General features: G+C 65.6%; 11 protein-coding genes. 7 read left to right on the top strand and 4 right to left on the bottom strand.

Going from position 1 to position 12,843, the window contains the following annotated elements:
- Positions 1 to 131 precede the first annotated feature (131 nt).
- Positions 132 to 3,038, bottom strand: coding sequence for a PAS domain-containing protein (locus tag C8J25_RS14505; protein WP_107955076.1), 2,907 nt, complete (start codon positions 3,036 to 3,038; stop codon positions 132 to 134).
- Between the two features lie 91 nt (positions 3,039 to 3,129).
- Positions 3,130 to 3,912, bottom strand: a complete 783-nt coding sequence (locus C8J25_RS14500) for an N-formylglutamate amidohydrolase (protein ID WP_107955075.1) — start codon at positions 3,910 to 3,912, stop codon at positions 3,130 to 3,132.
- Here C8J25_RS14500 and C8J25_RS14495 point away from each other — a divergent pair.
- The 3 genes from C8J25_RS14495 (at position 3,911) to C8J25_RS14485 (ending at position 6,125) form a co-directional block, all read left to right on the top strand.
- Positions 3,911 to 4,846 (top strand): transglutaminase family protein, encoded by a 936-nt coding sequence (locus tag C8J25_RS14495; RefSeq protein WP_341871539.1) that lies wholly within the window; start codon positions 3,911 to 3,913, stop codon positions 4,844 to 4,846. The genes C8J25_RS14500 and C8J25_RS14495 overlap by 2 nt on opposite strands.
- A 14-nt stretch (positions 4,847 to 4,860) precedes the next feature.
- Complete coding sequence (locus tag C8J25_RS14490) at positions 4,861 to 5,688, top strand: transglutaminase-like domain-containing protein (protein WP_107955073.1); 828 nt, start codon at positions 4,861 to 4,863, stop codon at positions 5,686 to 5,688.
- A 101-nt stretch (positions 5,689 to 5,789) separates the two neighbouring features.
- Positions 5,790 to 6,125, top strand: a complete 336-nt coding sequence (locus C8J25_RS14485) for a WYL domain-containing protein (protein ID WP_107955342.1) — start codon at positions 5,790 to 5,792, stop codon at positions 6,123 to 6,125.
- A 142-nt stretch (positions 6,126 to 6,267) separates the two neighbouring features.
- On the opposite strand, the gene C8J25_RS14480 is transcribed toward C8J25_RS14485, so the two are convergent.
- Positions 6,268 to 6,996: a Crp/Fnr family transcriptional regulator gene (locus tag C8J25_RS14480; RefSeq protein WP_167397724.1), complete on the bottom strand. Its 729-nt coding sequence runs from the start codon at positions 6,994 to 6,996 to the stop codon at positions 6,268 to 6,270.
- Between the two features lie 118 nt (positions 6,997 to 7,114).
- Entirely contained in the window at positions 7,115 to 7,828 is a 714-nt protein-coding gene (locus C8J25_RS14475) for an arylesterase (RefSeq protein ID WP_107955341.1), read from the bottom strand.
- 25 nt (positions 7,829 to 7,853) lie between these two features.
- On the opposite strand from C8J25_RS14475, the gene C8J25_RS14470 reads away from it, so the two are divergent.
- The 4 genes from C8J25_RS14470 to C8J25_RS14455 all read left to right on the top strand — a co-directional run bounded on the left by C8J25_RS14470 (position 7,854) and on the right by C8J25_RS14455 (position 12,693).
- Complete coding sequence (locus tag C8J25_RS14470) at positions 7,854 to 8,552, top strand: ABC transporter ATP-binding protein (protein ID WP_244187128.1); 699 nt, start codon at positions 7,854 to 7,856, stop codon at positions 8,550 to 8,552.
- Entirely contained in the window at positions 8,549 to 11,047 is a 2,499-nt protein-coding gene (locus C8J25_RS14465; RefSeq protein ID WP_107955071.1) for an ABC transporter permease, read from the top strand. The genes C8J25_RS14470 and C8J25_RS14465 overlap by 4 nt, the downstream gene beginning before the upstream one ends.
- 111 nt (positions 11,048 to 11,158) lie before the next feature.
- A complete protein-coding gene (locus tag C8J25_RS14460) occupies positions 11,159 to 12,304 on the top strand; it encodes a YihY/virulence factor BrkB family protein (protein ID WP_107955068.1) in 1,146 nt (381 codons plus the stop codon).
- On the top strand, positions 12,304 to 12,693 hold the full coding sequence (locus C8J25_RS14455; RefSeq protein ID WP_107955066.1) for a reverse transcriptase-like protein: 390 nt from the start codon (positions 12,304 to 12,306) through the stop codon (positions 12,691 to 12,693). The genes C8J25_RS14460 and C8J25_RS14455 overlap by 1 nt, the downstream gene beginning before the upstream one ends.
- Positions 12,694 to 12,843: the final 150 nt, after the last annotated feature.

Raw genomic sequence — 12,843 nt, 5'->3', positions numbered from 1 at the left:
ATCAAAACATCCGCAGTCATCATGACGAAAGTCAGGATCCAGCGCCACGATTGGCGGCGTCCGTCGCTCTGGATCCTGACTTTCGTCAGGATGACGGGGTGGGGGAGGATCCGACTCTACACCCCGCCCCATTATCCCGCGGCAATCAAATCCTTGATGCGCGTGGCCAAGGCTTCCATCGCGAACGGCTTGGTCATGACGTGCATGCCGGGATCGAGATGGCCGTTGCCGACGACCGCGTTCTCCGCATAGCCGGTGATGAAGAGGATTTTCAGATCGGGGCGACCGACGCGCGCCGCGTCCGCCATCTGCCGGCCATTCATCCCGCCGGGAAGGCCGACGTCGGTGACCAGCAGGTCGATGCGAATGTCGGATTGCAGCAGTTTCAGCCCGGATGCGCCGTCCGCCGCTTCGACCGCCGCGTAGCCGAGCTCCTCGAGTACCTCCATCACCAGCATCCGGACGGTTGGTTCGTCATCGACTACCAGCACAGTCTCGCCGGCGTTCGCCCGCGGCGCTTCGGTGTGTTCGGCGACGGTCTCGGTATCCTCGGCTTCACCAAAATGCCGGGGGAGGTAGATGCAGACGTTGGTGCCTTCACCCACCTCGGAATAGATCCGGACATGCCCGCCGGACTGGCGCGCAAAGCCGTAGATCATCGACAGGCCGAGCCCGGTGCCGAGCCCGAGCGGCTTGGTGGTGAAGAATGGATCGAACGCCTTGGCGATCACCTCCGGGGTCATGCCCGTGCCGGTATCGGACACACATAGCGACACATATTGTCCGGCATCGAGTTCGCGTTCGCGCGCCGTCCTCGCGTCGATCCAGCGATTGGCGGTCTCGATCGTCAGTCGCCCGCCACCCGGCATCGCATCGCGCGCGTTGATGCACAGGTTGAGCAGCGCGTTTTCCAACTGGTGGGGATCGACCAAGGTCGCCCACAACCCGACCGAGGCGACGACCTCGACCTCGACTTCGGGACCGACCGTGCGCCGGACCATGTCCTCGATCCCCCCGACCAGTCGATTGACGTCCGTCGGCTTGGGATCGAGCGTCTGTCTCCGCGAGAAGGCGAGTAACCGGTGTGTCAGCGCCGCCGCACGTTTCGCGGCACCCTGCGCAGCCAGCGAATAGCGCTCGACGTCGTTCAGTCGGCCTTGCGCGATCCGGATTCCAAGTAGTTCCAAGCTGCCGGTAATACCGGTCAGCAAATTGTTGAAATCATGCGCGATCCCGCCGGTAAGCTGGCCGACGGCTTCCATCTTCTGGCTCTGCCGTAGCGCTTCCTCGGCGACCATGAGTTCACGCGTCCGGGTCGCGACTTGGTCCTCCAGCGTCTCGTTCCAGCGCGCGAGTTCGGCCGTCTGACGGCGGCTGTCGTCGATGTCGGTGTTGGTCCCGACCCAGCGAAGGATCGTGCCGTCGGGTGCGCGGACCGCATCTGCACGGACCAGGAACCAGCGATAGTCGCCATCCTTGCTCCGCGCCCTATACTCGACGCTGTACCGCTCACCGGTTGCGAGGGAATGCCGCCAAGCTTCTGAAGCAGCTGGGTAATCGTCGGGGTGGACGCGGTCTCTCCAGGTGCCGATACCATCGAGGGCACCGGGTTCAAGTCCGTTATAGTCATAGACCTGGCGGTTGAACCAATAGAGGTGCCCGTCGGGCCTAGCCGCCCAGATTTGGTTCGGCACGGCTTCGGCGAAGACCCGGAACTGTTCCTCGCTTTCACGCCGCGCGGTTTCCGCGCGCAACCGTTCGGTAGCGGCACGGACTCGCTCGGCGACTTCGCGCATGAGCATCAGGTCGCCGTCGCTCCACACCCGCGCGACGCCGTGGTTGGCGTAGAGCAACGCGACGAAGTCATCTTGCTCGACCAGCGGCATGTTGACGAACGACCACGCGTCGATCGCCTTCAAGACATCGGCGGTGTCGCGCGTACGGTCGTCCTTGTCGACATCGGCGATCGCCACCGTTCGCCCGGCCTTGAGGTCCTCGATATACGTCCCGTACGCTCGAAAGTGCAGCGTGCCGGCGAGCGTCGTGACGCCGTCGGCGTTCCAGTCGCGCTCGACCGTGATCGTCTCGTTCACCTTGTCGATGATGCCATAGCCTACTCGGCTGACCTGCAAGGCGCGGCCCAGGATCCCGGAGGCGGCATAGGCGATCTCGTCGGGATCGGTCAGGTCGCGTACCGCGTCGCTCAACTCCAGTAGCGCACGCTGTCGCAGTTCGGCCTGCTTGCGCTCGGTGATGTCGAAGCTGATGCCGGGGAAGCGGAGCGGCGTGCCATCTGGGGCGAGCCGGCAACGACCTTGCGCAGTGACCCACCGGATCGCACCGTCAGGCTGGACTAGGCGGTATTCCGCTTCGAAGTCGCCGCCGGTTCGCAATGCCGCGTCGATCGCGGCCTGCGTCGCCGGCACGTCGTCCGTGTGGATACTGCCGAAGAAACGCTCGATCGGCGCACCGGCGCGTCCAAGCTCGGGGGAAACGCCGTACAACGTCGAGAACCGCGCATCGGCCGTTATGCGGTCGTTCGGCACATCCCAGTCCCAGGTGCCGATGCCGTTGCCGGCGGCAAGTGCCTGACCGAGCCGTTCCTCGCTGGCTTGCGCCGCGGTGAGGATGTTGCGGCGTTCGGAGACGTCGGTGAAGAGCACCGCGACCTGTCGGGCTTCGGGATCGCTAACGCGGAAGGCGTGGACGTCGAACCATCGCCCCATCGATTCCGATCCGTGATCGAAGCGGGCGGGCTCGCCGGTGGTCGCCACGCGGCCATAGGTCTCGAACCAATAGGCTTCGAGGTCGGGGACGAGTTCGCTCGCGGTGCGGCCGACCGGATCGACCAGCCCGGTCTGGCTTTCAAACCGCGAATTGACCTCGACGAAGCGGTAGTCGACGGGACGTTCGCCATCGTACAGCATGTCTATGATGCAGAAACCGGCGTCGATCGCGTCGACCAAGGCGCGGTATCGGTCCTCGCTCGCATGCGACGAAATAGGGGTATCGGTAGTCGGGGCCGTCGGTCGCTGCATCGTATCTCAGGGGTCGGAGGACGCGACCTCATAATCCAAGGCCTGCGGCCTAACGCGCCAATCTGAAAACCGATCCCGGTTCGGGCGCTGTTCAAGCTCCCCGGGTGCGTGCCGCGGCCACCGGCAGCAGCCATGCCAGCCGATCCGCCCACGCCGCGCACCCTTGCGTCGAGCCAAGCAAATCCTGCCGGATCTCGATTTCAGCATAGCGGCGGGCAGGGTAGGCATGGCGCGGAATGGTGTAGTCGATCTGGTCCATGCGGTAAGGTTCGTTGTCCCCGACGGTCAGGTCGGCCTCCTCGCGCAGGACGTCGAGCAGAGCGTGCGCAAATCCGGTATCGCCGCCGTCATGCAGGATGCCGATCTGCCAGAGCCGGTCGACGCCGCGCATCGACGGCGTGAAGCTGTGCAGCGCGACGAATGTCGTCGTGATCCCCAGCGCATCGCGGCGCGCAAGTTCGGCCGCGATCGCCGCCTGATAAGGCTCGTGGATCTCGGCGAACCGCGCCGCGACGTCGGCGTCCGACAGCGCCTGGTTGCCGGGCACCATGGTCCCGTCGCTGACGGCGGCGATCGCATCGGGCTGCTGTGCGCTCCGGTTGCAGTCGATCACCAGCCTCGAATAGGTCTGGCGGAGGAAGACCGCGTCGAGCCGCTCGGCCAACATCTGGCCAAGCTCGGCGATGCCAATGTCCCAACCGATGTGCCGCGACAGTTCGGCATCGCTCAACCCCAGCGAGCCCAATGCGGCCGGCACGGCTTTCCCCGCATGATCGCCGATCAGCAGGAACGATGACGCACCTTCGGGGTTGACCAATGTGACCGGTGCGGCATCTTCGGTCCCAAGCAGCGATTGGCTGATAGCGGTCTTCATGCGACACGGATCCTCGATGCCATCTCTAACTCTCTCTCATGTAACCCGATACTCCTACCGCCATCCGGTAGCGTTTGGCGAGCATCGGATCATGGTCCGCCCGCGCGAGAGCTTCGACCAGCATCTAATCGATGCGCAACTGACGATCAGTCCCGAGCCGTGCGACGTTCGCTGGCTGCAGGATGTATTCGGCAATTCGGTCGCGATCGCGACGTTCGACAAGCGTGCCAAGGAGCTTGTCTTCGATAGTCGCGTGCAACTGCTCCATACGCCGGCCCAGCTCCAGAACGTCGATATCGAACGCTATGCGCGGCTCTATCCGTTCACCTATTCGTCGGAAGAAATGCCCGACCTGCTTCGTTCGATCGAGCGCCAGCATCACGATCCGCTGCGCCAGATCGACAGCTGGGCACGGCGCTTCGTGCGGACCGACGGGCCGACCGATACGCTGGCGATGCTGTCGGACATGACCGCGACGATCCGGCGCGAGTTCACCTATGTCCCGCGACCGGAAAAGGGCACGCAGTCGCCGATCGAGACGCTCGCGACGCGCAAGGGGACGTGTCGCGATTACGCGGTGCTGATGATCGAGGCGGTCCGCGCGCTCGGCTTCGCGGCGCGGTTCATCTCTGGCTATGTCTACAACCCCAGCGCGCGCGAGCAGCGGACCGGCGGCGGCAACACGCATGCCTGGGTCCGCGTGTACCTGCCGGGATCGGGCTGGGTCGAGTTCGATCCGACCAATGGCATCGTCGGCAACCGCGGGCTCGTCCGTGTCGCGGTTGCGCGCGATATCTACCAGGCCGTGCCGATCTCCGGCACCTGGAGCGGCTTTCCCGGCAGCTTTCTCGACATGACTGTGTCGGTCGACATCACGCTCGATGATGTCGACACGGCGGGGCAACACTTGGCACAAACTTTAAAACAGGCGTGAAAAGGGGCTCTTCCATGCTGATCCGGACTGGCTACGACATAGTTTTCGAGACCGAGGTCGCGACGCCGATGATGGCGATGCTGAGCCTGCACCCGTCCCGCAACAAGGATCTCGTGACGCCGCACCGGATCGTCGCGACCCCCGACGTGCCGACCTACGACTATCTCGACGCGTTCGGGAACGTCTGCACGCGCGTCACCGTGCCCAAGGGCGGCCTGACGCTGTCGTGCGACTTTACGATCGAAGACAGCGGCGAGCCCGATCCGATCACGCGGGACGCCGTCCAGCACGCAGTTGAGGATCTGCCCGATGATGTCCTGATCTACCTGCTCGGCAGCCGCTATTGCGAGACCGACCGGCTGACCGAGACCGCTTGGTCGCTGTTCGGGCATGTCCCGGCCGGCTGGCAACGGGTTCAGGCGATCGTCGACTTCGTCCATGATCATGTCGAGTTCGGCTATCACTATGCCCGCCCGACGAAGACCGCGTGGGACGTGCATCAGGAGCGCCAGGGCGTATGCCGCGACTTTGCGCACCTGGCGATCACGCTGTGCCGATGCATGAACATCCCGGCGCGCTATTGCACCGGGTATCTCGGCGATATCGGCATCCCGCCGGTCGACGCGCCGATGGATTTCTCGGCATGGTTCGACGTGTATCTGGGCGGGACGTGGCACACCTTCGACGCACGCCACAACCGGCCGCGGATCGGCCGCATCCTGATGGCGCGAGGGCGCGATGCGACCGACACCGCGCTGACGACGACGTTCGGTCGGGCGCAGTTGGTGAGGTTCGACGTGCATACCGACGAAGTCTTTGCCGACGACCAGCCGGGCGGGTAAACGATCAGACAAAGCGGCGGCTGCGAAAACTTAACCCTTGTGGGTAAGGTCGCGTTCGGCCTAACGGCACCGATCCTCAAACTTATGCTGCGATGCACAACATGACTTCGACCCCAGACACCTCCGCGCCGAACAACGCGAACGCGCTGCTCCTCCAGGCGATCGCGCTGCGCAAGTGCATCACCGCGACCTACAACCGGATGGTTTGCACGCTTGCGCCGCACATCCTGTACACCAAGCATGACGATGTGTTCGTCGATGCGGTGACGCTCGAGCGCGATGGCCAGCCGCCCAAGGAGATCAAGCTCGGGACGTTCAAGCTCGCCGGGCTGAAGGATATCGCGGTGACCGATCGTCCGTTCGTACCCGACGCGATCTTCAACCCTGGCGACATCAAGTATGACCGCGTCACGCTGTTCGTCGTAGATCGTAGCTGACCCTAAAATCCTCCCCCGCCAGGGGGAGGTGTCGCCGAAGGTGACGGAGGGGGAGGTAAGCGCAACAGGCGTTTCGCTTACCTCCCCCTCCGTCTGGCAACAGCCAGCCACCTGCCCCTGGCGGGGGAGGATCAGATAGCCCTCAAACCGCGGGCGGCAACCACGCGGTTTCGATCTCGCCGTAGCGGTCGGTAAACCCGGTCGCCTCGACCAGCGCCGCTTCGTCGACGATCCGGACCCGCCGCCCGTTCCGCTCGATCACGCCCGCCTTTTCCAGCGCCCGGATGGTCCGATTCACATGCACCTTGGTCAGCCCGAGTGCGTCTCCGATATCGGTCTGCGTCAGCGGCAGGTCGAAGGAATCGACGATCCCGCCCGCCGTCACGCGCAGCCGCGCCATGATGTCGAGCAACAGCGTGGAAAGCCGTTCGCTCGCCCCCATCCGTCCGATCGTCGTCAGCCGGTCGCTCATCGCGACGTTCTCCGCCGCGGCGATCGCATAGAGCAGCCCGGCGATCCGGGGTTGCGCGCGGAAGAGCAGCCCGAGTTCGGTCTTCGGCAAATCGATCACGATGCAGTCCGAGATCGCGGTCAGCGTCGCCGCCGCCTGCGACCACGCCATGCTCGACGTGCCGATCAGGTCGCCCGCATAGTGGAAGCGCAGGATCTGGCGCCCGCCGGTGACCAGCTTGGTCGACGAGTGCAGCCAACCCTGTCGCACGACATACAGCGCATGGCTTTCGCCACCTTCCGCGACCAGCACGTCACCCGCACGCAAGCGCCGCTCGCCGCGTTCGGCGTGCAGGATCGCCTCGCGTTCGGCGTCCGTGAGATCGAGATGCCGCCCCAGTCGTGCGATCAAACCGCTCAATTGCATGCTTTACCCTTTTCCTTGCGCGCGGCTATTGCCGTCCCGCCGCCAATTAATCGTACCGCGCGTCGTGGATCGCGCGATCCTCCGTAAGTCTATCGACGACGATGTAGTGCCGTCATTGCGACCGTCCTAACGCGCTTTCCACCAGTGGCGCAACGCGGGCGGTGATCCGGTCGACTCCGGTCCGGTTGGGATGAACGTGATCCGCCTGCATCAGTGCGGCGTTACCGATGACGCCATCCAGGATGAACGGGTACAGCGTCGCTTGATAGGTCTTGGCCAAGTCGGTCCATATGCCATTGAATTGCGATGAATACTCCGGACCCAGATTGGGCGGCGCCATCATCCCGGTCAGCATCACCGGGATGCCGCGACGCTTCGCCTCGTCCATCATCGCCGTCATGTTGGCGCGCGTCTCGGCCGGTGAAATCTGGCGAAGAACATCGTTGCCGCCGAGCCCCAGAAGGATCAGGTCGGGTTTGCGCTTCATGTTGTCGAGCGCGAACGCGAACCGCTGCCGTCCCGCTGCACTGGTATCGCCGGAGACGCCGGCATTGACGATCGTTGCGTTGATCCCGTCCTTGCGCAACCGGTTCTGCAAGACATCGGGCAGGCTTTGACCGCGGTCGAGGCCGTAGCCGGCATACAGGCTGTCCCCGAAGGCGAGGATGAGGCGCTCGGGACCCTGCGGGGCTGGGGTCGCAACAACCGGTGCGACCACGTTCGTCGCAGGCGGCGGGGCAGGAACTTCGGGTGTCCGATCGCAGCCGGCCAGCAACCCCGCTTGGAGAAGCGCCAGTCCGCCCCCATAAAGAGGCCAGCGTCGCATCTGTTTCTCCAAGATATTGGTCTCCATGTTCGAACCTGCTTCCGCCGATATGGTGATCTCGGCGCGCGATGTCACGCTGACACTCGGCGCCTCGACGGCCGCGACGACGATCCTCAAGGGCATCGATCTCGACATCGCGCAGGGCACCAGCGTCGCGCTGCTCGGGCCATCGGGGTCGGGAAAGTCGTCGCTGATGGCGGTGCTCTCCGGACTTGAGCGTGCGAGCAGCGGCCGGGTGCAGGTGGCGGGCCTCGATTTCGGCAAGCTCGACGAAGACGCCCTTGCGCGTGCGCGGCGTGGACGCATCGGGATCGTCCTTCAGGCCTTCCACCTGCTCCCGACGATGACCGCGCTCGAGAATGTTGCGGTACCGATGGAGCTGGCCGGAATGCCCGACGCGTTTGAGCGCGCGGAAGTGGAGCTCGCGGCAGTCGGCCTGTCGCACCGGATTGGCCATTACCCCACGCAGCTTTCCGGCGGCGAGCAACAGCGCGTGGCGATCGCCCGCGCACTTGGCCCGCGGCCCGCGCTCGTCTTCGGCGACGAACCGACCGGCAACCTCGACGCGGCGACCGGGGCCTCGGTCATGGACCTCCTCTTCGACCGCCGCGCCGCGACCGGCGCCACACTGATCATCATCACCCACGATCCGGTACTCGCCGCCCGCTGCGATCGCATCGTCGAACTCGCCGATGGCCGCATCGCCGCGGACCGCTTGCGGTGAGCGAATGGCGGCTGGCGTGGCGCCTTGCCCGTCGCGAACTCGATCTTCGTTTTCGCGGGCTGCGGCTGTTGCTCGCGTGCCTGTTCCTGGGCGTCGGCGCCTTGGCCGCGATCGGCAGCCTGACGCAGTCGATCGACGGTGAGCTTGCGGCACGCGGCGGCGCGATCCTCGGCGGCGACGTCGAGTTCGGCACGTCGCAGCGCGCAGCAGCCCCAGACGAGCGCGCCGCGATGGCGCGGCTCGGCACGGTGTCCGAGACCGTCCGGATGCAGGCGACCGCGATCCGCGGGACCAACAGCGTACCGGTCCAGCTGAAAGGCGTCGATGCGGTCTATCCGCTCTACGGCACGCTGGCCGTACAGGGCGGATCGGCCGCGAAGGTCGACGATCCCAAGGCGATCTGGATCGTCCCGGCCTTGGCGCAGAGGCTCGGGGTCGGCCGCGGCGCGCGCGTTCGGCTCGGGATCGCCGACTTTACCATCGCCGGCGTGATCGCGAACGAACCCGATCGGCTCGGCGAAGGCTTCACGCTCGGCCCCGTCGCGATCGTGTCGATGGCGGGTATAGCGCGGACCGGCCTGGTCCAGCCCGGCAGCCTGTACGAAAGCAAGTACCGCGTTCGCCTGTCGCCGAACGCGTCGCCCACTACCGCGGTCGATCGGTTCAAGGCGGCGTTCCCGGCCGGCGGTTGGGAAACCAAGACGCGCGACCGTGCCGCCCCCGGTGCCGAACGCTTCGTCGATCGCATGGGCCAGTTCCTGTTGCTGGTCGGGCTGTCCGCGCTCGTCATCGCCGGGATCGGCGTCGGCAACGGTGTCTCCTCCTATCTTGCCGCCCGGCGCAGCAGCATCGCGGCATTGAAGGTTCTCGGCGCGACATCCGGCCTGATCGCGAAGATCTACCTCCTCGAAGTTGCGGTCGTCGCGGCGATGGGGATTGGCCTCGGGCTGGTCGCGGGTGCGGCGACGGTGCCGCTGATCGTCTGGCTCGCGGGCGATGTGCTTCCCGTCGCGCCGCAGTTCTCCCTCCAATACGCGCCGCTCGCGCTCGCCGCCGCCTACGGCATGCTGATCGCGCTGGCTTTCACCGCGCCACCCCTGATCGAGGCGGGAAGCATTCCCGCGGCGGGCTTGCTGCGCGGTGTCTTCGGCAATCGGTCCGTGCCGTTGCGCCGGACGTTGCCATGGGTCCTTGGCGCCGGCGCCGCGATCGTCGCACTCGCGCTGTCGACTGCGGACCAACCCGGTCTCAGCGCCGGCTTCCTTGCGGCAGTAGCCGGGGTGTTGCTGGTATTGGCAGCGTTCGGCTGGGCCGTCCGCCGGATCGCCGCAGCGCTTCCCCGCTCGCGCAAACCGTTGCTCCGCCTCGCCATCGCCGGACTCCACCGGCCGGGCGCGCGAACCGGCACGCTCGTCGTTGCGCTCGGTCTCGGCCTGACTCTGTTCGTGCTACTCGCCGGTATTCGCACGAGCATCGACGCGAACATCGCATTGACCGTACCCAAGCGTGCGCCGGCGCTGTTCGCGCTGGACGTTCCGCCCGACCGCGAGGCGGAGTTCCGGCGGACGATCGAAGGCGTGACGAGTCGGCCGGTGATCCGCACGGTCCCCGCGATGCGTGGCACGATCACTGGCTACGGCACGACACGCGTCGCCGATCTCAAGACGCTGCCCGACGGCGCATGGGCGTTGCGCGGCGAGCGCGGGCTCACCTATGCCGCGGCCTTGCCCGAGGGGAGCGAACTGACCGCCGGTCGGTGGTGGCCACGTGACTATAGCGGTCCGCCGCTCGTCTCGATCGACGAGCGACTGGCCAAGGTGCTCGCGCTCAAGATCGGCGATCCGCTGACCTACACGTTGCTAGGCGTTGAGCGGACCGCGCATATCGCATCGTTCCGCCGGATCAGCTGGGATACGCTCGGCTTCAACTTCGTGATGGTGTTCTCGCCCAATGCGATCGAGGACGCACCGCATAATCTCGCGGCGACGATCGAGCTCGCACCGGGGCAGGAAGCGCCCGTCATGCGAGCGTTGCTGCCACGCTTCCCATCCGTATCGGTGATCGAGGTTCGCGGCGTGCTCGGCCAGGTCCGCGATATCGTCTCGCAGATGGCGACCGCAATCACTGCGGCCGCTTCGGTGGCGATCCTTGCCGGGATCGCCGTGCTGATCGGCGCGATCGCCGCGGCCCGAGAGGCACGCACCTATGACGGCGTGATCCTCCGTACGCTCGGCGCAACACGGGGTCAGGTGCTCGCGGTGCAGGCGCTCGAATACGCGTTCCTCAGCATCGTGCTGTCGGCGCTCGCGTTGCTGCTCGGGCTGGGTGGCGCGTGGTATGTCGTGACGCAGCTCTTCAGTTTCGAATGGGGGCCGGATTACGGGACGGTATTGGCGACGTTGCTGGGCGGTGCCGGATTGACGATGGCGATCGGGTTGATCGGCGCATGGCCCATTCTCGGCGCGCGGCCGTCGCAGGCGTTGCGCCAACTTTGAGGGCACGTTTGCGTCTGCGCGGCGTTGGGCCGGAATATACCGGGACTAAGGGGCAAGACGCTGAGCACGAACGAAATACGATCCGAGCATCAGGCCGCCAGCCCGTGGTCGATGTCGGCGCGCGAATGGTGGACGGTCCTGAAGCGCATCTGGACCGAGGGGAATGACGACAATATCGGCCTGATCGCGGCCGGTACCGCCTTTTACGGGTTCGCCGCGATCGTCCCTTTGCTGGCGTCGGTCGTGCTGATCTACGGTCTGGTCGCCGACACCGCGACGGTGGTCGCGAATATCCGCGGTTTGTTCAACGTCCTTCCCGACGACGCCGCCCGCGTGATCGGCGACCAGCTCGCGACGGTCGTCAACACGTCCGAAGGCAAGAAGGGATTCGGCCTCGTCATCGCGCTCGGCATCGCGCTGTACGGCGGGACGAAGGGCGCATCGTCGATCGTCACCGCGCTCAACATCGCCTATGAGGAGAAGGAAACGCGGGGGTTCATCGCCCTCAACCTGATTGCCTTCGCGATCACCGGTGGCGCCGTACTGCTGGCCTTGGTTGCCGCACTGTCAACGGCGGCATTCGCGCTTCTCGACAGCCTGATCCCCGGTGCGCCGGACATCCTGCTGCTGGCGATCCGCCTCGTCAGCTACGGCGTGCTTGCCTCTTTGGGTGTCACGGCGGCGGCATGCCTGTACCGCTTCGGCCCCAATCGTCACAAGGCGAAATGGGCTTGGCTGACGCCCGGATCGCTGGCTGCGACGCTGGTCTGGCTAGGGGCGACGATAGGGTTCGGCGTCTATGTCTCGCGCTTCGGCAATTACGGCGCAACCTACGGGTCGCTTAGCGCGGTCATCGTGCTGCTCACGTGGCTATGGCTGTCGGCGTACGTGTTCCTGCTTGGCGCGGAGTTGAATTCGGAACTGGAGCACCAGACGACGAGCGACACCACGACCGGTGAGGCTACGCCGATGGGGACGCGGGGCGCGACCGTCGCGGACACGGTCGCGTCCGAAGTCGAGCCACGGCCCGTCGCCCGGCGTGCAGAGCTGGACGGAGTAGGGGTGTTGACCGTCGCGCGCCTCAGCGGCGTGCATGCAGGTCTACCCGCGTCGTTGCTGGCGCTCGGCGGACTGCGGTCGATCCGTCGCGGTTCGCCGGTTGCGGGTCTGGGGATGATTGCGATCGGCGCAGCGCTGGCCCACCGGAAACATATCGGATCCGCCAAGGTGACGACGGATCCGCAGGCGAAGGGCTGATGGCCTATGCGCAGTCGATCAAGCTGTTCTTCGACGGCGGATGTCGGCCAAACCCCGGACCGATCGAATGCGCGGTCGTCCGGAAGGGCGTTGCTCACTACCGACACGATCAGGGCAACGGGACCAACAGCGACGCCGAATGGCTCGCGGCCATCGATGCGCTGGAGATCGCGGCACGCAATGGTGACCGCGATATCACGCTCCTCGGCGATTCCACGCTGGTCGTCTCGCAAGCGAGCGGGACGGCGCGGTGCCGGTCGGCAACCCTGGACGCGCACCGCATCAGGTTCCTGGAGCTTGCGGGAGCTTTCGACCGACTGCGCATACGTCATATCGGTCGGGCTCAGAACCTCGCCGGCATAGCGCTTGCCCGGCTGCACGTTCGCTAACGCAAACGACGCCGCCAAGCGTCGCTGAGCGCTTCGAGGTCGATTTTCCAGAAAGTGACCTGAAACTGTAAAAAGCGTTTGACGGTGTGGTGAGGTGGCCCTAGAGGGGTGTCACCGCAGCGAACGGCCTTACGGTCTGGTTGCTACGGT

The organism is Sphingomonas faeni (assembly GCF_003053745.1).
Lineage (GTDB): Bacteria > Pseudomonadota > Alphaproteobacteria > Sphingomonadales > Sphingomonadaceae > Sphingomonas > Sphingomonas faeni.
Note: the sequence above shows the minus strand (reverse complement) of the source record. Positions and strands in the feature narration are given on the sequence as shown.

Bases quoted from the DNA above. Each gene is read 5' to 3' on its own strand.
- C8J25_RS14470 (WP_244187128.1), top strand. From the start codon at position 7,854: ATGTTCGAACCTGCTTCCGCCGATATGGTGATCTCGGCGCGCGATGTC.
- C8J25_RS14495 (WP_341871539.1), top strand. From the start codon at position 3,911: ATGCGACACGGATCCTCGATGCCATCTCTAACTCTCTCTCATGTAACC.
- C8J25_RS14500 (WP_107955075.1), bottom strand. From the start codon at position 3,912: ATGAAGACCGCTATCAGCCAATCGCTGCTTGGGACCGAAGATGCCGCA.
- C8J25_RS14475 (WP_107955341.1), bottom strand. From the start codon at position 7,828: ATGCGACGCTGGCCTCTTTATGGGGGCGGACTGGCGCTTCTCCAAGCG.
- C8J25_RS14490 (WP_107955073.1), top strand. From the start codon at position 4,861: ATGCTGATCCGGACTGGCTACGACATAGTTTTCGAGACCGAGGTCGCG.
- C8J25_RS14485 (WP_107955342.1), top strand. From the start codon at position 5,790: ATGACTTCGACCCCAGACACCTCCGCGCCGAACAACGCGAACGCGCTG.
- C8J25_RS14455 (WP_107955066.1), top strand. From the start codon at position 12,304: ATGGCCTATGCGCAGTCGATCAAGCTGTTCTTCGACGGCGGATGTCGG.
- C8J25_RS14460 (WP_107955068.1), top strand. From the start codon at position 11,159: ATGTCGGCGCGCGAATGGTGGACGGTCCTGAAGCGCATCTGGACCGAG.
- C8J25_RS14505 (WP_107955076.1), bottom strand. From the start codon at position 3,038: ATGCAGCGACCGACGGCCCCGACTACCGATACCCCTATTTCGTCGCAT.